The sequence below is a fragment of the Streptomyces sp. NPDC020362 genome, assembly GCF_040642095.1.
GTDB lineage: Bacteria > Actinomycetota > Actinomycetes > Streptomycetales > Streptomycetaceae > Streptomyces.
Window position 1 is genome coordinate 21,503 of record NZ_JBFAET010000064.1, and the last position, 22,703, is coordinate 44,205.

The 22,703-nt window shown below is 71.8% G+C and carries 19 protein-coding genes; 5 read left to right on the forward strand and 14 right to left on the reverse strand.

Annotation, left to right across the window (positions count from 1 at the left end; translation table 11 throughout):
* Positions 1-411: 411 nt before the first annotated feature.
* From AB0H32_RS23055 to AB0H32_RS23115, 13 genes are all read right to left on the reverse strand, one after another.
* Positions 412-612: a hypothetical protein gene (locus tag AB0H32_RS23055; RefSeq protein ID WP_361123693.1), complete on the reverse strand. Its 201-nt coding sequence runs from the start codon at positions 610-612 to the stop codon at positions 412-414.
* Between the two features lie 1,126 nt (positions 613-1,738).
* Positions 1,739-2,917 (reverse strand): adenylyltransferase/sulfurtransferase MoeZ, encoded by a 1,179-nt coding sequence (gene moeZ, locus AB0H32_RS23060; protein WP_361123695.1) that lies wholly within the window; start codon positions 2,915-2,917, stop codon positions 1,739-1,741.
* A gap of 63 nt (positions 2,918-2,980) precedes the next feature.
* Positions 2,981-3,730, reverse strand: coding sequence for a spherulation-specific family 4 protein (locus AB0H32_RS23065; protein WP_361123698.1), 750 nt, complete (start codon positions 3,728-3,730; stop codon positions 2,981-2,983).
* Positions 3,718-4,677 (reverse strand): NAD-dependent epimerase/dehydratase, encoded by a 960-nt coding sequence (locus AB0H32_RS23070; protein ID WP_361123701.1) that lies wholly within the window; start codon positions 4,675-4,677, stop codon positions 3,718-3,720. Before AB0H32_RS23070 ends, AB0H32_RS23065 begins: the two co-directional genes overlap by 13 nt.
* Before the next feature lie 198 nt (positions 4,678-4,875).
* Positions 4,876-6,042, reverse strand: a complete 1,167-nt coding sequence (locus AB0H32_RS23075) for a hypothetical protein (protein WP_361123704.1) — start codon at positions 6,040-6,042, stop codon at positions 4,876-4,878.
* Between the two features lie 377 nt (positions 6,043-6,419).
* Positions 6,420-8,096, reverse strand: coding sequence for a glycosyltransferase (locus AB0H32_RS23080; RefSeq protein WP_361123707.1), 1,677 nt, complete (start codon positions 8,094-8,096; stop codon positions 6,420-6,422).
* A 242-nt stretch (positions 8,097-8,338) separates the two neighbouring features.
* On the reverse strand, positions 8,339-10,018 hold the full coding sequence (locus AB0H32_RS23085) for an ABC transporter ATP-binding protein (protein ID WP_361123709.1): 1,680 nt from the start codon (positions 10,016-10,018) through the stop codon (positions 8,339-8,341).
* Positions 10,015-11,013 carry an ABC transporter permease gene (locus AB0H32_RS23090; RefSeq protein ID WP_361123712.1) on the reverse strand — a complete coding sequence of 333 codons (999 nt, stop codon included), beginning with the start codon at positions 11,011-11,013 and terminating at the stop codon, positions 10,015-10,017. The genes AB0H32_RS23085 and AB0H32_RS23090 overlap by 4 nt, the downstream gene beginning before the upstream one ends.
* Positions 11,010-12,104: an ABC transporter permease gene (locus AB0H32_RS23095; RefSeq protein WP_361123715.1), complete on the reverse strand. Its 1,095-nt coding sequence runs from the start codon at positions 12,102-12,104 to the stop codon at positions 11,010-11,012. Before AB0H32_RS23095 ends, AB0H32_RS23090 begins: the two co-directional genes overlap by 4 nt.
* Positions 12,105-12,108: 4 nt before the next feature.
* The gene (locus tag AB0H32_RS23100; protein ID WP_361123718.1) at positions 12,109-13,827 is read right to left on the reverse strand and encodes an ABC transporter substrate-binding protein; all 1,719 of its coding nucleotides are present in this window, start codon (positions 13,825-13,827) and stop codon (positions 12,109-12,111) included.
* 180 nt (positions 13,828-14,007) lie between these two features.
* The gene (locus tag AB0H32_RS23105; protein WP_361123721.1) at positions 14,008-14,103 is read right to left on the reverse strand and encodes an Ms4533A family Cys-rich leader peptide; all 96 of its coding nucleotides are present in this window, start codon (positions 14,101-14,103) and stop codon (positions 14,008-14,010) included.
* 56 nt (positions 14,104-14,159) lie between these two features.
* Entirely contained in the window at positions 14,160-15,836 is a 1,677-nt protein-coding gene (locus tag AB0H32_RS23110; protein ID WP_361123745.1) for a DUF3152 domain-containing protein, read from the reverse strand.
* A 5-nt stretch (positions 15,837-15,841) separates the two neighbouring features.
* Positions 15,842-16,912 carry an alpha/beta hydrolase gene (locus tag AB0H32_RS23115; RefSeq protein ID WP_361123724.1) on the reverse strand — a complete coding sequence of 357 codons (1,071 nt, stop codon included), beginning with the start codon at positions 16,910-16,912 and terminating at the stop codon, positions 15,842-15,844.
* 509 nt (positions 16,913-17,421) lie between these two features.
* Here AB0H32_RS23115 and AB0H32_RS23120 point away from each other — a divergent pair.
* The 4 genes from AB0H32_RS23120 to AB0H32_RS23135 all read left to right on the forward strand — a co-directional run bounded on the left by AB0H32_RS23120 (position 17,422) and on the right by AB0H32_RS23135 (position 19,279).
* Positions 17,422-17,646, forward strand: a complete 225-nt coding sequence (locus AB0H32_RS23120; RefSeq protein ID WP_361123727.1) for a hypothetical protein — start codon at positions 17,422-17,424, stop codon at positions 17,644-17,646.
* Positions 17,647-17,835: 189 nt separating this feature from the next.
* Positions 17,836-18,477 carry a TetR/AcrR family transcriptional regulator gene (locus AB0H32_RS23125; RefSeq protein WP_361123730.1) on the forward strand — a complete coding sequence of 214 codons (642 nt, stop codon included), beginning with the start codon at positions 17,836-17,838 and terminating at the stop codon, positions 18,475-18,477.
* A gap of 134 nt (positions 18,478-18,611) precedes the next feature.
* Positions 18,612-18,839: a DUF3107 domain-containing protein gene (locus AB0H32_RS23130; protein ID WP_361123733.1), complete on the forward strand. Its 228-nt coding sequence runs from the start codon at positions 18,612-18,614 to the stop codon at positions 18,837-18,839.
* 170 nt (positions 18,840-19,009) lie between these two features.
* Positions 19,010-19,279 (forward strand): hypothetical protein, encoded by a 270-nt coding sequence (locus AB0H32_RS23135; RefSeq protein WP_361123736.1) that lies wholly within the window; start codon positions 19,010-19,012, stop codon positions 19,277-19,279.
* 173 nt (positions 19,280-19,452) lie between these two features.
* Here the strand turns inward: AB0H32_RS23135 and AB0H32_RS23140 are convergent, their stop codons facing one another.
* The gene (locus AB0H32_RS23140; RefSeq protein WP_361123739.1) at positions 19,453-20,208 is read right to left on the reverse strand and encodes a ferritin-like fold-containing protein; all 756 of its coding nucleotides are present in this window, start codon (positions 20,206-20,208) and stop codon (positions 19,453-19,455) included.
* A gap of 396 nt (positions 20,209-20,604) precedes the next feature.
* Between AB0H32_RS23140 and AB0H32_RS23145 the strand changes: the two genes are divergently transcribed.
* Positions 20,605-22,703, forward strand: a 2,099-nt coding sequence (locus AB0H32_RS23145; protein ID WP_361123748.1) for a DEAD/DEAH box helicase, incomplete at its 3' end; no start/stop codon positions are given.

A 22,703-nucleotide genomic window follows, 5' to 3' on the forward strand; every position in this document is an offset into this window, starting at 1 on the left:
GCCGCCGAGCCGCCGAGCCGCCGAGCCGCCGAGCCGCCGACAACCAGGACTACCACGAGGCCCCCGAAGCCGAGGAGGCAGTGGCCGCTGCGGCCCTGGCCGCCGCCCAGCTTTCGGGCAGCAGGACGCTCGCCCGGGGCGTCCGAGATCCAGTTCTGCGACCGCGGACCAGTTCGTAGTTCGGGCGGGGAGCTGTCGTCCCGTCTGCCGTCGCCCCGGGCAAGCCATGGCAGACCAGGCTTCTGGGGCCCAGGTCATTCGTCCAGCAGGGCACTCCACCGGCCCCAGAAGCCTGCCCCGCTATCACTCCGTGTGGGTCGACGGCAGACGGATGACAGCAGGGGCCGACCGCGGCTGGGGGCAGCCTCCAGGATCACTCGCCCCCAAGATGTTCGACTGATCGCGTGCTCATCACTCCCGCATGTCCGCCTCACGATCGTCCACATCCCGACCCTCGTCTGCTGGCGAAGCATCCGCCCTATACGCCTTCTTCACGCGCTGCCATGCCGCAAACACATCCGGGAGCTGATCAAGCAATCCCCGTACAACAAACAACAGGATGGTCACCACACCGGAAGCAGCCAGCAAAGAGAGAATGATCTGAGAATCCACCCGGTCGACACCTTCTGATCAGCGGTCGAACTCGGGTGAATCCACTCAGCTCGACCGCAACTTATAGCGGTCAGAACTGAGATCCACGCCGACAGCAAAACTCAGGGTCGTACAAGAGGAAGTTGTCAGGCGGCGTGCCCAATGGGCGCCACAGGCGAACGGCGGAGACAGGAGTCCGGGTCGTGGTTCACGGATCATCCAGTTCCAATGCGACATGTCGGCTCACACTGGAATGGCCTGCTACTTGTACGTTATCAGCAAGAGTCACCCACAGAGCGGATCAACGAATAGAGCTGACACGCATATTGGGTTTGTGATAAAGACCCACGCGGCGGTCTCCACCCATACACGAGCGTCCTTACGGGCCGCGTCGGAGCTGTGGGAGGGCGCTCGTTGGTGCGCCGCCGACCAGTACCAGCGTTGACAACTTGGTCGCAGGTCAGCGGCTTGGTCGCGAACTCGGCAGCAGGTCAGTGCGGTTGGGTGTCAGTTGTGGCTGATCAGGCGGGAATCCAGTCAGGCCACTGTGGTGGGACGTTGCTCACGGGGCAGAGGCCGGAGTCACCGGGATAGCCGTCGAGTGTTCCTCGGGTCGCGAAGAGCCACCATGCCAGCCACACCGTCGCAACAATCATCAACACCGTCGGCAGAGTCACGCGAACCACCGTTGGCGCGCGAAGCACCAGGCGTCGGCCAATGGCCCGCGCCCCGAGCCCAACCAGCGCTTCGGCTCCCACGACCAGAGGGAGCAAGAAGTTGAGTTCGAAGCGTCCGCCAGCGTCGTAACCCGCGTCGCAATACGCGCGCGCCCAGACGGTCAGCGACCAGGCGACGCAGCCCACTACAGCTCCGAACAATACGGAGCCCGCCCAGGGAAGACAGGAGTTGGATCTCGGCTTGGCTGTGTCCACGACACGACACGACTCCGAAAACACCATTCCCGGTTCCGAGGTGAACGGGTGAGTGACTGGGGCATCTCACGCTAGCCCTCGGACTGGACCCAATCCGGGCCGTCCCTGGGCCGTGCGAGTCGCCCGACGCCGACCGACAACGACAGAAGCCCACGGCATCTGAGCTGTTCAGAGCCGTGGGCTTCCTCAGCCTCGCTGGTCAGCGAGACCGTTGATCAGTAGACCGGCTTGTGCGGTTCGATCTGGTTGACCCAGCCGATCACGCCGCCGCCGACGTGGACGGCGTCCGAGAAGCCCGCGGACTTCAGGACGGCCAGGACTTCCGCACTGCGGACACCCGTCTTGCAGTGCAGGACGATCTTCTTGTCCTGCGGCAGGCCCTCCAGGGCGGTGCCCATGAGGAACTCGTTCTTCGGGATCAGCTTGGCGCCCGGGATGGAAACGATCTCGTACTCGTTCGGCTCGCGGACATCGATGATCTCGATGTTCTCGCCGTCGTCGATCCACTCCTTGAGCTGCTTGGGAGTGATCGTCGAGCCGGCGGCCGCCTCCTGGGCCTCCTCGGAGACGACGCCGCAGAAGGCCTCGTAGTCGATGAGCTCGGTGACGGTGGGGTTCTCGCCGCAGACCGCGCAGTTCGGGTCCTTGCGGACCTTGACCTGGCGGTACTGCATCTCCAGGGCGTCGTAGATCATCAGCCGGCCGACCAGCGGCTCACCGATGCCCGCGAGGAGCTTGATGGCCTCGTTGACCTGGATGGAGCCGATGGACGCGCACAGCACGCCCAGCACGCCGCCCTCGGCGCAGGAGGGGACCATGCCCGGCGGCGGGGGCTCCGGGTAGAGGCAGCGGTAGCAGGGGCCGTGCTCGGACCAGAAGACCGAGGCCTGGCCGTCGAAGCGGTAGATCGAGCCCCAGACGTACGGCTTGTTCAGCAGCACGCACGCGTCGTTGACCAGGTAGCGGGTCGCGAAGTTGTCCGTGCCGTCGACGATCAGGTCGTACTGGCTGAAGATGTCCATCACGTTGTCGGCTTCCAGCCGCTCCTCGTGAAGGATCACGTTCACGTACGGGTTGATGCCCTTGACCGAGTCGCGCGCGGACTCGGCCTTGGAGCGGCCGATGTCGGACTGGCTGTGGATGATCTGGCGCTGCAGGTTCGACTCGTCGACCTCGTCGAACTCCACGATGCCGAGCGTGCCCACGCCCGCGGCGGCCAGGTACATCAGCGCCGGCGAGCCCAGGCCGCCGGCGCCCACACAGAGCACCTTGGCGTTCTTCAGCCGCTTCTGCCCGTCCATCCCGACGTCGGGGATGATCAGGTGGCGGGAGTACCGGCGGACCTCGTCTACGGTGAGCTCAGAAGCCGGCTCGACCAGGGGTGGCAGCGACACGGGGACTCCGTTGGTCGGTCAATCACTACGGTTGTTCTCCCCGTAACACTGCCACGGCCTTCTTCATTCCGAGACACCCGTTCCGACCCGCGAGACGATGTCGTCCCAGTAGCCGGGCATGGTCTCCCAGGGGTCGGCGCGGCCGCCGCGATCGGTGCGGTCCGTGAAGTAGATCGTCGAGGCGCCCTGCCAGCGGGCGATACGCAGTGCCTCCTCCAGATGGCCCCGGGGCACACCGTGCACGAAGTGGCAGAAGCGGTCGGGCGGGTAGTCGGCGGTCCACTCGGCCACCTGGGACCAGCGGTAGTCGGACCAGGGACCGCAGAAGGTCACCAGCTGGTCGGCGTTCTCCGCGTACCCGGGGTGCGGGTGGCTGCCGTGGCCGAGGACGATGTGGGAGGTGTCACTGATCGCCCGCAGGGTGGTGACGGCGCGGCGGACCTCGGGGAGCGCGGTGCGTTCGGTGGGGCAGCGGTCCAGCAGGAAGCCGTCGGCCCGGTACCAGTCGAGGTAGCGGTGGGCGTCACCGAGCAGGTCGGCGAGGGCGCGGGCGCCGTGGGTGAGGTCCAGATGGCCGAGGACGCGGACGCCGGCGTCGCGGAGGCGGCCGGCCGCCCGCAGACAGTGCGGGTCGGGGCGGGTGCCGGGCCCGCCGGCGACGTTCAGGACGACCCAGTCGACCGGGGTGTCGGGGCGGGTGAGTTCGGCCCACTGGGCAGGGGCGACGAGTGGGTGGGCGTACCCGGGGACGCCGAGGGCGGTACGGACATCGGTGCGCGGGCTTTCTGCTGTGGTGCTGGTCAGATGCGGCATGCCGCCTCCATCCAGATGTCGGCGAGGGATTCTTCGAGGTTGATCCGGGGCCGCCAGCCGAGCCGGTCGCGGGCGGTGCGCACATCGGCCTGCTGCCAGCTGCCGCAGCCGTCCGGGTACGGGTACGCGACCGGGGCCGTGTGCTCTGCTTCGGCGCGGGGGTGGCCGAGGGGGTTGCGCAGCGGCCCGGGAGGAGCGTCGAGTTCGTGGAGGGCGCCGCCGTATCCGGCGACCCGGGCGAGGACTGCGGCGGCGTCGCGGAGGCGGACCGCGCGGCCGGAGCCGATGTTGATGACGCCCTGCGCGGCGGAGAGCGAGGCGGCGTGCACGGCGCGGGCGACGTCGCGGACATCGATGAAGTCGCGCTGGACGCCGAGGCCGCCGAGCTTGAGTTCCCCGTCGCCGGACTGCATGGCACGGCGCATGGCCTCGGCGAGCCGTCCCAACGGGGAGCCGGCCGGGGTGCCGGGCCCGGCGGGTGAGAAGACGCGGAGCACGACGGCGTCGAGGCCGGAGCCGAGGACCAGTTCGGTGGCAGCGAGCTTGCTGACACCGTACGGACCGCCGGGGCGGGGCACGGCGTCCTCGGCCGTGGAGGAGCCGGGCTGGCTGGGGCCGTACTCGGAGCCGCAGCCGATCTGCACCAGGCGGGCGCCGCAGCCGCTGCGGCGCAGGGCTTCGCAGACGGTGGCGACGGCGACGGTGTTGTGCCGGGTGAGTTCGCGGGCGCCGCCCCGGGTGGTGCCGGCGCAGTTGACGACGACTCCGGGGTGGACCGCGTCCAGGAAGCGGGTGAGCGCTCCGGGGCTGCCGGTGGCGAGGTCGAAGCGGACGTCGGCGTCGTCGCCGCGGCCGAGCGCGGTGAGCTGGACGGCCGGGTCGGCGAGCAGGCGGTCGGCGACGAAGCGGCCGATGTATCCGTTGGCTCCGATCAGCAGGACCCTCATCGTGCGGCTCCCGGGGTGTGCGCTCCGGCTGCGCCCAAGGCTCCGGACGCGCCGGGCGCTCCGTGTCGGGAGGTGGTCATCTGGTCTTCTCCTTCAGAGGGGTGGTGCGGTTGCCTGCGACGGCAGAGGCGTGGTGCGGTTGCCTGCGACGGCGGGCCGGGCACGTGCGGCTGCGGCCAGGGGCCGTTGGCGGAAGGTTCACTCGGGTACTCCGGTGGGCGCGTGGGCCGAGGCCCGGGTGAGGGTGCGCAGGGCGTGGACCAGCAGGGTCAGGGCTGCGGTGCCACAGGCCAGTGCCGGGACCGAGGCCGTGCCCCAGGCGTCCACCAGCGTCCGGACGGGGGCCGCCAGGAAGGCGCAGCCGGGCAGGCGGCCGGCCAGGAGCAGGGCGGGGGCCGCCGCCTCGGTGGCCGCCGCCGCGCCGATGACGAGGGCGGGGGCGTGCCGGTGGTGGTGCACGGTGAGGAGGCGGGCAAGCAGCAGCAGGGCGCCGAGCGTGAGGGCCTGCGGGTAGTGCGCGTCCTCGTGGAGGGCGGCGCCGCACAGGGCGAGCAGGGCGGTGAGGGCGCCCAGGAACAGGGCGAACGTGCCGAGCAGCAGCGGCCGGGCGGCGGAGGTGAAGTCCTCCAGGCCGTGGCTGCCGACGAGTCTGCGGCGCGCGCCGGCGGCAAGGAGGTGCGCGCACCAGGCGGCCGGGGCGCAGGCCAGGGTGAGCGCCAGGACGGGCGCGAAGGCCACGGTCCAGGGGTCGTCCGGGGCGCCGGTGGGCAGGGCGTCGGGGCCGCCCGCCGGGATCACCCGGAGGAGTCCGTCGCCCAGGAGGGCGTAGCCGAGCAGGCAGACGGTCCACGCGCGCGCGGCGGTCCCCGTACGCCACGGGCTCGTGCCGGGCTCGGCGGCGAGGGGACCGCGGCGCAGGGCCGCGCGGACCACGAGGCCGACGGCAAGGAGTCCGCCGAGGGCCACCGCCAGCCGGACCTGGCCGTCGGTGAGGCGCAGTCCGGTCAGGACGGCCGCGCCGAGCGCCCCGGGCAGGAGGGTGAGCAGGATCCAGTCGGCGCCGAGGCGGGGTACGCGTACGGACTCGTGGTGCGGACGCGACGCGCCGTCGCGGGGCACGCGCGCGTACAGCTCCTCGGCGAGCGAGAAGACGTCGCGGTGGCGGAAGCGGGCGGCGGTCCGGTCGGTGATGCCGAGCGCTTCGAGTCCGGCGGCGATCTCCAGCGGGTCCACGGCCCGTTCGCACAGGTCCCGGTGACGGTGCAGCAGGGCCTTCACGGGATCGGCGCCACCGCGCCTGGGGACGGCTCCCCCGCTCCGGTCGGACCCGGCGCCCGCCCCGCCCCGCGCAGCACCCGAGGACACCGAGGCCGAGGACAGCGACGCTGTGCCCGAGGACAGTGACGCTGGCCCCGAGGACAGTGACGCCGGCCCCGAAGGCACCGGTGCCGAGGCTGAAGACACCGAGGACACCGACGCCGAGGACAGCGACACCGAGCCCGAAGGCACCGACGCCGAGGCCGAAGGCACCGGCGGCCGGGCCGAAGGCACCAGCGGTGAGGCCGAAGGCACCGGCGGTGAGGCCGAAGGCACCGGCGGTGAGGCCGAGGGCACCGGCGGTGAGGCCGAAGGCACCGGCAACGGGGCCGTCTGGGGGCGGCTGCCCGCAGCACCGGTTCCGCTCGCCATGTCCGTCGCCGCTCTCTCCTCGTCACGGGCGTCCTCCGCCGCGCCGGAGCCGTTCATCGCGCTCCCTCCGCGGTGGCGAGCCGGGTCGCACGGACCGGCGCGCCTGCGGCCCAGCCGGGAACGCCCCTGGTCGCTGCGCGGGGCATGGGGCCGGTCCAGTGGCCGGGCACGTGGGCCTCGGGCGGGGTGGCGAACGGAAGGGGTTCGCCGGCGTCGTCGAGGACGACCCGGCGGACCGGGCAGTGCGAGACGATCTCCAGGTAAATGCTGTGAAACGCCGCGATGTTCTGCTCGACGGTGAACAGTTCGAGCGCACGGGCGCGTGCGGCGGCGCCCAGGCGCTCACGGCGCTCGGGGTCGCGCAGCAGCGCCACGCACGCCTCGGCGAGCGCCCGCGGATTGCGCGGGGGCACCACGAGACCGGTGCCGCCGATGGCCTCCACCACCGCGCCGACGTCGGTGGACACGGTGGCGCGGCCGCAGAACATGGCCTCGGCCAGGGTGATCGGGAAGCCCTCGACGACGCTGGAGAGGACGACGACGGCGCCGGCGGCGTACGCGTCGGGCAGGGTCGGGGCCTCCGGCCCGCCGATCTCATCGAACGAGACCGGGTTGTCGCCCACCGCGTGCGCGCCCTCCGCCTCGTCCGGGAAGAGCTGGGCGGCGAGCACCCGGCAGTGGCCCAGGTAGGCCTCGCCCTCCGGGCCCGCGGGGGCGCCCACGATCCGCAGGCGGGCCTTCGGCTCCTCCTTGCGCACCTCGGCGAAGGCGTGCAACAGGGACACCAGGTCCTTGGTGGGATCGACGCGCCCGACCCAGACGAGCGTGCCGGGGTCGGCACGGTCCGGGGATTCACCGACCTCCGCGAAGCGGGAGGCCTCCATGCCCGGGTGGACGGTGCGGATCCTGGCGCGGTCGGCGCCGCACCGTTCCTGCCAGCGGCGGGCATGGGCGTTGCCGGGCGTGAGGATCGCCGCGCGCCGGTAGACCTCGGCGGCCAGCCGGCCGTGGAAGGCGGCGAGCAGGGCGCGCACGGCGGGGGCGGCGGTGTCGGGGCCGAGGGCCAGGTAGTGCGAGCGCAGCTGTACGCCGTACTCGGTGACCAGCAGCGGTACGTCGGCGAAGTGCCGGGCGAGCAGTCCGGGCAGGGCGGCCGGGCCGCCCGCGGCGGCGTGGCAGAGGTCGGCCGCGCCGAGGCCGTCATCGCCGTACCAGTCGAGGGAGAGGGGACGCAGGGCACGTTCGAGGTGCGCGGCGACGGTGAGCAGATCGGGGACGCGCGCCTCGCGCGCCGTGCGCAGCGCGCCGGGAGCGCGGCAGGCGCGCTCCAGGGTGCGTACGGCGGTGTCGGATCGGAGTGCACCGACCAACCCGCCCTCGTCGCGGGCGAGTTCGGCGAGACCGTAGAGCGCGCTGCCGAAACGGTCCGCCAGAAGGGGGGACCCGGCCGGGGACGCAGAATCGAACAGCAAGTCGGATCCGGTGCACACCACCGCGGCCAGTTCCGCGTAGCACTCGGTGAAGCGCCGGCGTGCGCGCCGCCCGTAAACGACCTCGTCGTCCGCGGGCGTCCACAGCGGCGCCGTACGCACCCGGCCGACCTGCGGCGGGAGCGGGACCCGGCCCGCGTTCTCCTGCTGCCGCCCGCGGCTGAGCGCATAAAGGTCGAACTCGTGCTGTGCGAGCCCGCGCACGAGCCGGTCGCACCAGAGCCCGGCGTCACCGCTCACATACGGATACCCACCCTCCGTAAGCAGTCCGATGCGCACGTGTGCACCCCCGATCTCCCGTGAGTGGGAGCCGCCCTGGTCTCGGCGGCTCACAGCGGAGAAGAACGTATGCGGACAAGGCGGTGGCGCGACGGACGGTTGTCCATCGCGCCACCAAAAGGGGTGAACGGTCGTAACTTTCGCGTGCGGACCGCGTTTTGTCGCGCTAAGGGATCAGAGAGTGATCACGTACGCACGAAACGTTACGCCACGGCCGGCTCCCGGCGCGCGGCCCGCCGCCGGGCTGCCAGCTCGGGGTCGAGCGCGGGCACGGCGGCGAGCAGCTGCCTCGTGTACGGCTCGCGCGGGGCGTCGTACACCTCGTCGACGGGCCCGGACTCCACGACCTGCCCGCGGCGCATCACCGCGACCCGGTCGCTCACCCGGCGGACGACGGCGAGGTCGTGCGCGATGAACACGAGCGCGAGGCCAAGTTCCCGCTGCAGCTCGCCGAGCAGGGCGACCACCTGGGCCTGCGTGGTGACGTCGAGCGCGGAGACGGGCTCGTCGCAGACGATGACGCGCGGATCGGCGGCCAGCGCCCGGGCGATGCCCACGCGCTGGCGCTGGCCGCCGCTGAACTCGTGCGGGTAGCGGTCGTAGTGCGCCGCTTCGAGCCCCACGCGCTCCAGCAGTTCGAGCACGCGCCCCCGGATGAGCCCCTCGTCCCGTTCCCCGCGCGCGCGGAGCGGGTCGGCGATGGACTCGCCCACGCTGCGGCGGGGGTTGAGGGAGGAGACGGGGTCCTGGAAGACCATCTGCACGGCCGGGTTCACGCCGGTGTGCGGGCGCCCGTCGTAGCGGATGTCCCCGGCGGTGGGCCGCAGCAGCCCGACCAGCATGCGGCCGAGGGTCGTCTTGCCGCTGCCGCTCTCCCCGACGATCCCCAGGGTCTCGCCCCTGCGGACGGTCAGCGAGATGCCGTCCACGGCCGTGAAGGCCCGCTTGCCGCGTCCGAACGCGCGCCGCAGCCCGGTGGCCTCCAGAACGGCCCCATCGGGGGTCCCGGCCTCACCGGGCGTCCCGGCCTCGGCGGCGTGCGGCACGCCCCCGTGTCGGGCCGGGGCGGTGCCTGGCGTGTCCACCGGGGGGACCGCGGCGGCGCGCGGCATGTCCACGCGCGGGACGGCGCCGAGCAGTTCGCGGGTGTACGCCTGCGCGGGCACCCCCAGGACCGTGCCGACCGGGCCGTGTTCGACGGCCCTGCCGTGCCGCATGACCAGGATCTCGTCGGCGCTCTCGGCGGCGACACCCACGTCGTGGGTGACGAGCAGCAGGCCCATGCCGGTCTCCTCGCGCAGCGTGTGCAGCAGGTCGAGGATCTGGGCCTGGACGGTGACGTCGAGGGCCGTCGTGGGCTCGTCGGCGATCAGCAGGTCCGGTGCGCAGGCCAGGGCCATGGCGATGAGGGCGCGCTGGCGCATGCCGCCGCTGAACTCGTGCGGGCGGGAGCGGGACCGGCGCTGTGCATCCGGAATTCCAACCCGCTCCAGCACCTCGACGGCACGCGCGCGTGCAGCACGGCGTGCTGCACGGGTGTGCAGGCGGTACACCTCGGCGATCTGGTCGCCGATCGCGTAGTACGGGTCGAGCGAGGACAGCGGGTCCTGGAAGACCATGGCCGCCTTCGCGCCGCGCAGGCGCCGCAGTTCCTCGTCCGGGGCCTGCTGCACGTCGGTGCCGGCGACGCGGACGGAGCCGCCGACCCGGGCTCCGGTGCCCCGGTGCAGGCCCAGCAGGGCGCCGGCGACCGTGGACTTGCCGGAGCCGGACTCGCCGACCAGGGCGAGGGCGGCGCCCTCCTCCAGCCGGAAGGAGAGCCCGTCCACGGCCCGCAGCAAACCGAACTCGACCGTGAGGTCCGTGACGTCCACCAGGCTCATGCGAGTACCACCCGTCGGTCGGCCACCGCGTACAGGACGTCCGCGACGGCATTGGCGATGACCACGAAGAAGCCGACGACCAGGACCATGCCGACGACGACCGGCAGGTCGACGACCTTCACGGCGTGCACCAGCTCCTGGCCGATGCCGGGCAGGCCGAACAGGGTCTCGGTGAGGACGGCGCCACCGACGGCCGAGCCGACGTTGTTGGCGTTCAGCGCGATCACGGGCGCCAGGGCGCCGCGCAGGGCGTGCCGGCCGACGATCGCGCGCTCGCCCACGCCGTAGGCGCGGAAGGTGCGGATGTGGTCCTCGGCGAGCGTCTCGAGCATCGCCGTCCGGGTGAGCCGGGCGAAGGCGGCCGCCTCGATGAGGGCGAGCGACAGCCAGGGCAGCAGCAGGTTCCAGGCCCACTGCTCGGGGTCGTCGGCGAAGTTCACGTACTGCGGGAACGGCAGCAGCTGGAGTTCACCGCAGACGACGATCATCAGGACGAGACCGAGGACGAAGACGGGGGTGGCCCAGCCGGCGAGCGTGAGGGCGGTCAGCACGCGCTCGGAGAACCGGCCGCGCCGCCAGGCGGACAGCACACCGGTGCCGACTCCGATCACGAGCCACAGCACCATCGCGCCGAGAACGAGGGACAGGCTGACCGGCAGCTTGGTCAGGATGATGTCCATCACCTGCCGGTCGCTCTGGTACGACAGCCCCAGGCAGGGTGCCGGGCAGTGCGCCACCGAGGTGCCCGTGGAGTAGTCCCGGCCGGCGAAGATGCCCTCCAGGAAGTGCCAGTAGCGCAGGTAGAGCGGGTCGTCGAGCTTCAGCTGCTGGGCGACCTGGTGCACCTGTTCCGGTGAGCAGCGCGGGCCGCAGGTGATCTGGGCGACGTTACCGGGAGTGGCGTAGAAGACGACGTAGATGAGCACCGAGAGGACGAGCAGGGTGACCGCCGCGCCCACGGCCCGGCGCAGCAGGAATCCTCCGAAGCCGCTCATGAGGTCTCCCCCTTGGCGGCCTTGCCCTCGTTCCCGCGGCCGGTGCCCGCACGCTTGGCGGCCCTGCCCTCGCTCCCGCGGCCGGTGCCGACCCGCTTGGCGGCCCTGCCCTCGTTCCTGCGGCCGGTGCCGACCCGCAGACGGGAGGCCGCGCGCGGGTCGAGCGCGGTGCGCACACCGTCGCCGAGGACGGTGAGGGCGAGGACGGTGACGAACAGGGCCCCGGCCGGCAGCAGCAGGTACTGCGGGGCCGCCTGGTACCAGACGTCGGCGGCGGTGAGCATCTGCCCCCACGAGGGTGTCGGCGGCTTCACGCCGACGCCGAGGAAGGACAGGGCCGCCTCGGCGGAGATGTTCGTGGGCACCAGCAGCGCGGCGTAGGTGATGACGGGGGCGGCCAGGCCGGGCAGCAGCTCGCGCCGGGCGATCTGCAGGCCGCGCCAGCCGCTCAGCCGGGCGGCGGAGACGTGGTCGAGCCCCTTGAGGGTGAGGGTCTGCGCACGCACGATCTTGGCGATGTTGCCCCAGGCGATCAGGCCGATGACCAGGCTGACCAGGATGGGCCGCGGGAAGCTCGACGGCACGATCGCCAGCAGCGCCAGGGACATGATCATCAGTGGCAGTGCCACGATGATGTCCGTGAGGCGGCTGAGGAGTTGATCGACCCATCCGGTGCCGAGCGCGGAGGCCACACCGGCCGCGACTCCGATGACGACCTGCAGCACGGTGGCCGCGAGCGCGACCGCCAGGGAGACCCGGGCCCCGTACACCAGCCGCGCGAACAGGTCCCGCCCGGTCTGCGGTTCGACGCCCAGCCAGTGGTCGGCGCCGATGCCGCCGAACGGGCCGACGGGCACGCCCCCTCGCGCGGAGTCGATCAGGGAGGGGTGGTAGGTGGTCGGGTCCTGGCCCTCCAGGGCGGTGAGCAGCGGCGCGGCGAGCGCGGCCAGGACGAGCAGCGCGACGACGGCCGCGCCGACCAGGGCGGCGCGCTGCGCGCGCAGCCGCCGCCAGAACTGACGGGCCCCCGAAGCCCCCGGGACGGGTGTGTCCGTCCCGGGCCCCCGGGAGGCGACAAGTGCCTCGCTCACGGCTCTACTTCACCGCTGCCTGGGAGATGTCCAGGACGCCGGTCCAGTCGCTGATGACGATGTTCCTGACGTCCGAGCCGTACAGGCGCTTGTAGACCGGGTGGAACAGCGGCACGACGAGGGCCTGCTCGCCGATCTTCTTGTCCAGGGCACCCCACCGCCGGGCGGCGGCGTCGAGGTCGGTCAGCTTGTTGATCGCGTCGATCTCGTCGTTGACGGACTTGTCGTTCAGCAGGCCCGTGTTGAAGTTCGCGCCGTCCTCGACGATCTGCCGGCCGTCGAAGATCGGGGCGAGGAAGGGACCGCCGGAGGGCCAGTCCGCTCCCCAGTGGGCGAGGAAGAGGCCGGGCTCGCTCTTCACGCTGTGGATCTTGTCCCGGTAGTCGTTGTCCTCCAGGCCCTGGAGCCTGACCGTGATGCCGGCCTTCTTCAGGGCGTCCTGGACGGCGGTGGCGATCTCCGGGCCGGTCTCGAAGTTCTTGTCGTTGGAGTGCGTGAGCGTGATGGTCAGCCCGCTCTTGTGGCCGGCCTGGGCGAGCAGTTCCCGGGCCTTGGCCGCGTTGCCCGTCTTCCCCGCCGGGAAGGGGTCGTAGGGCGTGTGGCCGAAGGACTTCTGGTCGGGCAGGAAGGTGGTGGCGGGCTCGGCGAGTGCCGAACCGCCGGCCGCGTTGACCACGGACGAGCGGTCGATGGCGTACGAGATCGCCTGCCGCACCTTGGGGTTGTCGAACGGCTTCACCTTCGGGTTGAAGGCGAGGTAGTTGGTGTAGCCGAAGTGCCCGGTGCCCACCCGCGCGGCCAGTTCCTTGTCACTGGTGGCCTTGGCGAGTTCGGCCGGGCCGAGGTTGGTGTCCGTCGTGACGGCGGCCGCGTCCGCACCCCGAGACGCCGACAGCCGCTGGTTGATCACGGACGAGTCGAGCCCCGAGCGCACGTCGATGGTGTCCGGGTAGGCCTTGCGCTCGGCGTCGACGGCCGTGGACCAGTGCGGATTGCGCTCCAGGACGAGGTGCTCACCGTCGTTCTCGTTCTTGACGACCTTGTAGGGGCCGGACGAGACCGGGTGCTCCTCGTACCTGGTGCCCGTGTCCTTGCTCTTCGGGACCGGGGTGAACTGCGTCTGCGTGGCGAGGAACGGGAACTCGCCCTCGGGCTTGTTCAGGTGGAAGACGATGGTCCGCGCGTCGGGCGTCTCGATCGCCGACAGGCCCTTCTTGTCCTTGTAGGGGCCCTGGTAGTCGGCCGCGCCGGCCAGCCAGTCGCGCAGGTAGGGTGCGCCGCCGGACAGCTCGGGGGCGAAGGAGCGCTCGATGCCGTACTTGATGTCCGCCGAGGTGATCGGGGTGCCGTCCTCGTACGTGAGGCCCTTCTTCAGGGTGTACGTCCACACGGTCGCGCCCTTGCTGGGGCGCCCGGTGTCGGTGGCCAGGTCCGGGACGACCTTGGCGCCGGCCGCGCCGTTCTCCCGGTTGCGCGTGGTGAGCGTGCGGAACACGAGCGAGGGGACGTTGCCGCCGCCGGAGGTGTAGAGGCGGGCGGGGTCGAAGTCCTGCTGCGGCTCGGAGTTCAGGACCGTGAGCGTGCCGCCCTTGTGCGGCGCGGAGTCGCCACCGGCGCCCTTGGCATCGTTGTCCTTCGGGCCGCAGGCGGCGGCGCCCGCTGCCACGACCAGGGCAAGCGAAACGGTCGCCACGCGGGCGCTGTTCACGGACGGTTGACGCATCGGAATGACGACCTCTCGGGGAAACGGATCGAGGAATCTCGAACAGTGAGACTTGTGGACGAGGAGTGAGACGGCTGCGGGCAGACGTCGGCCCCGGCGTCGGGTCGTCGAAAAATCCGCGACACGGTCACGGACGGGAGGAGGAGCAGAAAATCGCGACGCGAACGCCAGGAGGCGGCGTCAGCGACAGTCGATGTCGGCCACGCAGAGAGCGGTCACGCCGATCAGCGCCAGCTCGATGGCGGCGCTGCAGGAGACGGCATGACTAGACCACATGCGCAAAAATATGATCGAACCATCGACTCATGTCAATGTGACGTCAGTGGTAGCGGTCAACTCCTGGGATAGGGCCAGGGGTTGGGCAGGCAGTGGATTCCGTCGTGGTCGAGGAACTTGGTCTGCTGCTGCATGACCGGAGCGAGTTCGCCGTCTTTCTGACACGACACATGGCCGTGGCCGAGCCGGTGACCGACCTCGTGGTTGATGAGCATCTGGCGGTAGGCATACATCTTGTCGCCGTATGTCTTGCTGCCCTGCGCCCACCGGTAGGCGTTGATCATCACGCGCTCGGTGGACGCCGAGTCGCAGGAGACGTTTTCCTCCGCGGTGTCCAGCTGGGACTTGGCGCACCACGCGGCGGTGGTGCCGGGGCTGGCGAGCGTGATCACGAAGTCGGGCTTGCCGGAGGAGATCCGCTCGAAGGTACGGGCACCGCCGTGGGCCCAGCTGCGGTTGTCGTTGAGCGTCTTCTGCACGGCTTCGGCGAACAGCTCGCCGTCCAGGCCGAGTCCCTGCTCCACGTCCACTCGGTAGGTGTACTTCCGCCCCTTGCCGGGTGCCTTGTCGAAGCCCGGGACGGCCTCGAACTTCCCCGAGCCCTTCAGCTTCGCACTGAGCGGGTACTTCCGGTCCATCTTCTGCTCGTACGTCAGCGTCACCACGCTCGGCGCGGCCGAGGGTGTCGTCTGCCCGTGCCCACGGGCGTCACGCGCCTGGTCGGTGGCGGACTGGGACCGTGTGCCCGTGCCGTCCCGGTCGGCGACCTGCCCGGCGACGACGACGGCGAGCACGGTGGTCACGGCAGCGGCCGCGATGCCCGTGAAGGCCCGCCCCTTACCGCCCGAGCGCTGCGCGGGCACACCGGTGGGCGGCGCACCGTCGCCGTCACCCGGGCCGGCACCGGCGGCAGCCGTGTCCGTACCGGGGCTGTGCGACTCCTGCGTCTCGGAGAGCCCGCCGCCGGCACGGGGCGCGAAGACGTCGACGTCCTCGCCGAAGGCATCGAGGTAGTCCTGCCGGGGGCCACCGGCCCGGCCCTGCCGCTGCGCCTGCCCCTGCCCTTGTCGCTGCCGCGGAAGGGTGACACCGGGCCCGCCCGCACCCTGCCTCACCGCGGAGGCGGCCCCGCCACCGGCCGGCCCCGCGAACTCGCCCCAACCGCCCCCGCCTTCACGCTGCTCGGGGTGCCCGCCCCGAGCCGGCGGAGCACCACCGGCCGGCCCCGGCCCACCCCGCGCGGGCGTGCCGTCGGGAAGCCCGGGCACGCCATGAGCGGGCGTGCCGTCGGGGAAACGGGGCACCCCATGAGCGGGCGCGCCGTTGGGGAAACGGGGTACCCCCTGCGCGGGTGTGCCGTCGGAAAGCCGCGGTACCCCCCGTGCGGGTGTGCCGTCGGGAAGCCGCGGTACACCGTGGGCCGGCGTGCCGTCGGGGAAACGGGGCACCCCATGACCCGGCGTCCCGTCGGGAAAACGGGGCACGCCGTGGGCGGGGGTGCCCGGCGGGAACCCGGGCGCGCCCTGCGCGGTGCGCGGCGGCCCGTAGGCGTGGGGACCGCTTCCCGGCGCCTGGCGCTGGCCCGGCAGGACGGGCCGCTGGGCCGCACCGGGCATGCCGGGGGCATCGGGCGGGCCGGGCCTGTCGGAGGCCGGACCCCGTTCGTCTCGCTGTGCGGTTATGTCCGCGGATCCGCTCTTGGGTGCTGGTCCGCGGCGGCTGTGGCGTCCCAGTGCCCTCAGCTCCCTGCGCCCGTGGCGGCGACGCCGCCGCTCCCGGCCGGACCGGCACCCGGGGGCGCGGCCTCACCGCCACCCCGGCACCCGCCCATGCCCGAACCACTCGGCCCGCTCAACTCCCCTGCGTCCGCGAGAAGTTCCCGGAACGCCTCGGCGACCACCTCCGGGTACTCCATCATCGCCACGTGCCCCGCCTCCGGCAGGGTCAGCAGGCGGGAGTCGCGGAAGGAGCGCGCGGCCTTGCGGGCCATGCGGAAGCCGACCAGCTGGTCACGGCCGCCGTAGATCAGCAGAGTGGGTGCGAGCACACGCTCGGCCTGGCGCCACAGCCCGTGCTGGCCGCCGAGGGTGTAGGCGTCGACGATCCCGCGCGCCGAACGCGCCATCGCGTCCCAGAAGTAGGGCAGTTGCAGCCGCCGTTCCAATTCCTCCACGGCATGCCGGAAGGCCTCGGGCGAGACCCGCCCGGGATCGCCGTAGCACAGGGCCATCACGCCGCCCACCCGCTGCTCGGCCGTCCACTCCTTGGTGAGCCGGTTGAACAGTGCGGCGATGCCGGGTACACCCAGCAGCGCCGTCGGCACCGCGGTCCGCTGCACGCGCAGCTCCGGCAGGGCGGGCGAGACCAGCGTGAGCGTCCGGACGAGGTCGGGGCGCACGGCGGCGACGCGCGTGGCGACCGCTCCGCCGAGGGAGTTGCCGAAGAGATGGACCGGACCGCGCTCGGCGGCGTCGAGGTAGCGGATGACCGCGCGCGCGTGGCCGGTGACGGAGTAGTCGCCGTCGTCCGGTGGCGGGGAGTCGCCGAAGCCGGGCAGATCGACCGCCTCGCTGTCGACGAGGCCGTCCACTTCCGCCATCAGGGCCGACCAGTTCTGGGAGGAACCGCCGAGCCCGTGGACGTAGAGCGCGGACGGCAGGCCCTCGCGCGCGGGGCGGCGCGAGCGGATCGACAGGGTGACCCCCGGCAGCCCCACCGACCGCAGCCGCTCGCCCTCGCCGACCCGGACGGGCGCCACCCGTGGAAGCACACTTGCGGCCGGCACGGAGGGTGACTCGGTCGAAGACATGCGGCAATGTTACGAGACGATCACGCTGTGGTTCATGTGTTCGCGGTCACAGGAGGGGCACGACGTGTCGCATGCCGGACGGCGGACCGCACGGCCGGCATCCGCACCGCAGGTTTCGCAGGGCCCGCATCCGCACCGCAGGTTTCGCAGGGCCCGCATCCGCACCGCAGGTTTCGCAGGGCCCGCATCGCACAGCCGACATCCGCACAGCCGACATCGCACGGCCGGCATCCGCATCGCCGACATCGCACGGCCGACGTCCTCATCCCCCACATCGCACGGCCGGCATCCTCATCCCCCACATCGCACGGCCGACATCCGCATCCCCCACATCGCACGGCCGACATCCGCACCACCGACACCGCACGGCCGAGTCGCAGGCTCGGACCGCACGGCGAACAGGCGTCCACGGCATGGCGTCCGGATCTGGTGTCTCCTAGGCTCGTACCGAGGGCACCCGTATGTGGCCCCTGCTGCTTCCGGGGACGTTCGTAGGAAGGGAGCCCACCATGGCCTATGACCCCATCGAGCCGGACGTGATCGAGGATCTGGCAGTCGACGACATCCCGGAGATCGACGTCGAGGCCCCCGAGGGCGACAGCGTCGAGCAGCATGCAGACATCACGCCGGATCACGACGACCCCCTGACGGGAGTGGATCCGGACCGCGGGAACGAGGCCGATCTCATCGAACAGGCGCGCGTGGTCTCACTCGACGAGGACGACTATCGCTGACCCCGCAGGACCTCACGGGGCCGCACGGACACCCGCCCGGCCGCTGCTCCGGACGCGCAAGACGGGCTTCGCGGCTTTCGTCGCCGTCCGGTACGTGAAATTCTGCGCTCGCACCGCGCACACCACGGTTACCGAAAAGTACGATGGCCGCGCGGCCGACACCGCATGTGGACGACTTTGGGAGGCGGCGTGACAGCCATCGAGCAAACTGAGGCGGCACGCCCACGTGGCACCCGTCTGCCACGCCGAGCCCGACGGAACCAGCTGCTGGGCGCCGCCCAGGAGGTCTTCGTCGCGCAGGGCTATCACGCAGCGGCTATGGACGACATCGCCGAGCGGGCCGGTGTCAGCAAGCCGGTGCTCTATCAGCACTTCCCCGGCAAGCTCGACCTCTACCTCGCGCTGCTGGACCAGCACTGCGAGTCGCTGATCCAGGCCGTGCGGGGTGCGCTCGCCTCGACGACCGACAACAAGCAGCGCGTGCGGGCGACCATGGACGCCTATTTCGCGTACGTCGAGGACGACGGCGGCGCCTTCCGCCTGGTCTTCGAGTCGGACCTGACGAACGAGCCCGCGGTGCGCGAGCGCGTCGACAAGGTCACCAACGACTGCGCCGAGGCGATCTGCGAGGTCATCGCCGAGGACACGGGCCTCTCGCGCGCCGAGTCGATGCTGCTCGCCTCCGGCCTCGGCGGCCTGGCCCAGGTGGTCGCCCGTTCCTGGCTGCACAGCGACCGCAGCGTGCCGCGCGACCAGGCGGTGCAGCTGCTGACCTCGCTGGCCTGGCGGGGCATCGCCGGTTTCCCGCTGCACGGCAGCGAACCCCACTGACGGCCGTTTGTTCCCCCGTGGTGTTCGCTGTTGGCGTTCCGGCCCGCAGCATGTACGTCCCCTCTCCGGGCTAATGTGTGCTGCGTACGGCGCGGAAGATCGCGCACATCACTGACCGTCGGAGGGACAAAGCCGTGGAGGTCAAGATCGGCGTGCAGTACGCGCCCCGCGAGATCGTTCTGGAGAGCGGTCAGAGCGTCGAAGAGGTGGAGCGCCAGGTGGCGGAGGCGCTGGCCGGGAAGACGCAGCTACTGAGCCTCCAGGACGAGAAGGGCCGCAGGATCCTCGTTCCGGCGGACCGCCTGGCGTATGTGGAGATCGGCGAGCCGACCGTCCGCAAGGTGGGCTTCGGCACGCTGTAGGTCCGAGTCGCAGAGGGGCCCGGTGGCACTGTGCCGCCGGGCCCTCTGCGTGTGCAGCATGCGCACAGATGGAGCACAGGTCGTCCACAGGTGATGATTGCAATCCGCAGGTCACGGGTATGACCGGCTACGACCGTGAAGCACGGGCCGGCCGTGGGAGGGACCCCGACATGATCCTGGAAGCAATCGGATCCGCCTTGCTCGGCCTGATCCTTGCCTGGGCGGCTACGCACCGGTTCGCGCACCGCCTGCCCACCCGCCCCCTCGTCTTCTCGACGGGCGTCGCCGGAGCCCTCTTCGGCGACTTCGTCACCCACAGCGCCCTGGGCCCCGGCAGCATCCTGCTGAGCCTCCTCGGCGCCGCGATCGTCTCGGCCGCCTCCCTCTCCCTCCTCCTCCGCCCGGCAGGCCGCCTCCGCCGACGATCAGCCACGGCGTAGCAAATAGAGGGAGCCCGGGGAACTACGCGAGGGCGGCGCGGCCGCCAGGAGCGCGGGGAACCACGCAAAGGCGGCGCAGCCGCCAAGGGGGCGCGGGGAACTGCGCGACCAGCCACGACGAACCCGCAGCCGCGTCGGCAGCCGGAGCCACCCCCAAGGCGGCGCAACGGCTCTCAGGCCGCAAGGCCCAGCGCAGCCATCCGCTTGGTGTGCGCCTCAGTGATCCGCGAGAACATCCGGCCGACCTCAGCAAGATCGAACCCGTCGGCCACCCCACCCACGAGCATCGTCGACAGCGCATCCCTGTCGGCAACAACCCGCTGCGACTGCGACAGCGCCTCCCCCATCAGACGCCGCGCCCACAGCGCCAGCCGCCCGCCGACGCGGGGGTCGGCGTCGATGGCCGCACGCACCTTCTCCACCGCGAAACCGGCATGCCCGGTGTCGTCGAGGACGGCGAGGACCAGCTCGCGCGTGTCGGAGTCCAGCCGGGCCGCGACCTCCCGGTAGAAGTCACTGGCGATCGAATCGCCGACGTACGCCTTGACCAGGCCCTCCAGCCAGTCCGAGGGCGCGGTCTGCCGGTGGAAGCCGTCCAGGGCCGCGACGAACGGCTCCATCGCCGCGGTCGGCTCCTCGCCGATCTCGGTCAGCCGGTCCCGCAGCCGCTCGAAGTGGTGGAACTCGGCCGAGGCCATCTTCGCCAGCTCCGCCTTGTCCGCGAGGGTGGGCGCCAGCTTGGCGTCCTCCGCGAGCCGCTCGAACGCCGCCAGCTCCCCGTACGCGAGGGCTCCGAGCAGGTCCACGACCGCGGCACGGTACTGCGGGTCGGCGGAGGCCTTCGCCCAGTCCTGGGCGGCGACACCGGTGGGTCCGGCGGAGGCGGCGGACGCGTTCTCAGGCTTGTCAGAGCTAGTCATGAGGCGCACAATAGCCCGCTTGCCGTGCCTCGGAAGCCCCTGGTCAGCCACTGTGACCACGACTACGTGACCAAATCGGCCATCGCATGTGCGTGAATCCGGGGTATGGTGGTAATGCGCCTGCTGAGTGCGTCGTGGTTGAACGACGTATCCCGACAGGGCGCACGCATGAGGATGCCCGGTCGGTGGCCCGATCGGCTCCGACCCGACAGCCCTCCCTGGCCGTACGACTCAGTACGTACGACGACCGGAGGGACACCCTCAGCGGTACGAGCGCTAGAGCGTCGGCAGAGGTCCCGTGTCTTACGGCTTGCCCCAGTGGTTCGTCCGTACGGCAGCCGACGTCCCCGGCACGGTCAGACATGACCCCCCGCGCTCGCCTCGCGCCGCGCACACAGAAGAGGCATAACCCTGACTACGACGTTTCGTGAACTCGGAATCCTTCCCGAGACCGCCGAGGCCCTGGACGCCGTCGGCATCACCACTCCCTTCCCCATCCAGGAGATGACGCTTCCCGTCGCCCTTTCCGGCACGGACGTCATCGGCCAGGCCAAGACCGGCACCGGCAAGACGCTGGGCTTCGGCCTCCCGCTCCTCGAACGCGTGACCGTCCCCGCCGACGTGGAGGCGGGCCGCGCGCGGCCCGAGGCCCTCACGGACGCCCCGCAGGCGCTCGTCGTCGTCCCCACGCGCGAGCTGTGCACGCAGGTGACCAACGATCTGCTGACCGCCGGCAAGGTCCGTAATGTGCGCGTCGTGGCGATCTACGGCGGCCGGGCCTACGAGCCCCAGGTCGAGGCCCTGAAGAAGGGCGTCGACGTGGTCGTCGGCACCCCGGGCCGCCTGCTCGACCTCGCGGGCCAGAAGAAGCTGAACCTCAAGCACGTCAAGTGCCTGGTTCTCGACGAGGCCGACGAGATGCTCGACCTGGGCTTCCTGCCCGACGTCGAGAAGATCATCAACATGCTGCCGGCCAAGCGCCAGACCATGCTGTTCTCGGCGACCATGCCGGGCGCGGTCATCGGCCTCGCTCGCCGCTACATGTCGCAGCCCACCCACATCCGCGCCACCGCGCCGGACGACCAGGGCGCGACGGTCGCGAACATCAAGCAGTTCGTCTACCGCGCCCACTCCCTGGACAAGCCGGAGATGGTGGCCCGCATCCTGCAGGCCGACGGCCGCGGGCTCGCGATGATCTTCTGCCGTACGAAGCGGACGGCCGCCGACATCGCCGAGCAGCTGCAGCGCCGCGGCTTCGCCTCCGGCGCGGTCCACGGCGACCTCGGCCAGGGCGCGCGCGAGCAGGCTCTGCGCGCCTTCCGCAACGGCAAGGTCGACGTCCTCGTCTGCACCGACGTCGCCGCGCGCGGCATCGACGTCGAGGGCGTGACCCACGTCATCAACTACCAGTCCCCCGAGGACGAGAAGACGTACCTGCACCGCGTCGGCCGTACGGGCCGCGCGGGCGCGAAGGGCACGGCCATCACGTTCGTCGACTGGGACGACATCCCGCGCTGGCAGCTGATCAACAAGGCGCTGGAGCTGGACTTCAACGACCCGGTGGAGACGTACTCCAGCTCTCCGCACCTGTTCTCGGACCTCGGCATCCCCAAGGGCACCAAGGGCACCCTGCCGCGCTCGGAGCGCACCCGCGCCGGGCTCGACGCGGAGGAGCTGGAGGACCTGGGCGAGACCGGTGGCCGCGGTGCGCGCGGTCGCGGTGGCCGGGACGGCCGCGGTGGCCGTGCCGAGTCCGCCGGCAGCCCGCTGGCCGAGCGGGAGCGCTCGGCGCGCACGCCGCGCCGTCGCCGCCGCACGCGCAGCGGTGCGCTGTTGGACGCCTCTCCCGCCACGACCGCCACGACCGCCGAGGCACCGGCGGCCGAGTCCGGCACCGCGGAGGAGTCCGCGGCGACCCGCACCCCGCGCCGCCGTCGCCGGACGCGCGCCGGAGCCCCGGCTCAGGTGCCTGCGGCCGCTGCCACGACCGCGGCCGCCGAGGCGGCCGTGGACACGGTGGAGAGCACCGACGCCACGCCGGAGACCCCGGAGAAGCCGCGCCGCCGTCGCACGCGGAAGTCGGCTGAGACGGCCGAGGTTCCGGTGACGCACACCGAGGCGCCGGTGGCTCCGGCCGAGGCGACCGCGGTGGTCGAGGCCGCGCCGGTGGCCGCCGAGCCCGCTGTCGCCGCGGAGGCGGCCGAGCCGAAGCCGCGTCGCCGCACGCGCAAGACGGCCGAGCCGGCCGCCGAAGCAGCGGTCGCAACGGCCGAGGGCACGGACGAGGCCGCCCCGGCGACCAAGCCGCGCCGCACCCGCAAGACCGCAGCCGCAGCGCCTGTCGCGGACACGGCGGAGGCCGCCGAGGCCACCGTGGAAGCTGCCGAGGCCAAGCCGCGCCGCCGCACCCGCAAGACGGCCGAGCCGGCCGCCGAAGCAGCGGTCGCAACGGCCGAGGGCACGGACGAGGCCGCCCCGGCGACCAAGCCGCGCCGCACCCGCAA

Bases quoted from the DNA above. Each gene is read 5' to 3' on its own strand.
- AB0H32_RS23065 (WP_361123698.1), bottom strand. From the start codon at position 3,730: ATGCCGCATCTGACCAGCACCACAGCAGAAAGCCCGCGCACCGATGTC.
- AB0H32_RS23070 (WP_361123701.1), bottom strand. From the start codon at position 4,677: ATGAGGGTCCTGCTGATCGGAGCCAACGGATACATCGGCCGCTTCGTC.
- AB0H32_RS23085 (WP_361123709.1), bottom strand. From the start codon at position 10,018: ATGAGCCTGGTGGACGTCACGGACCTCACGGTCGAGTTCGGTTTGCTG.
- AB0H32_RS23090 (WP_361123712.1), bottom strand. From the start codon at position 11,013: ATGAGCGGCTTCGGAGGATTCCTGCTGCGCCGGGCCGTGGGCGCGGCG.
- AB0H32_RS23100 (WP_361123718.1), bottom strand. From the start codon at position 13,827: ATGCGTCAACCGTCCGTGAACAGCGCCCGCGTGGCGACCGTTTCGCTT.
- AB0H32_RS23105 (WP_361123721.1), bottom strand. From the start codon at position 14,103: ATGTGGTCTAGTCATGCCGTCTCCTGCAGCGCCGCCATCGAGCTGGCG.
- AB0H32_RS23115 (WP_361123724.1), bottom strand. From the start codon at position 16,912: ATGTCTTCGACCGAGTCACCCTCCGTGCCGGCCGCAAGTGTGCTTCCA.
- AB0H32_RS23120 (WP_361123727.1), top strand. From the start codon at position 17,422: ATGGCCTATGACCCCATCGAGCCGGACGTGATCGAGGATCTGGCAGTC.
- AB0H32_RS23135 (WP_361123736.1), top strand. From the start codon at position 19,010: ATGATCCTGGAAGCAATCGGATCCGCCTTGCTCGGCCTGATCCTTGCC.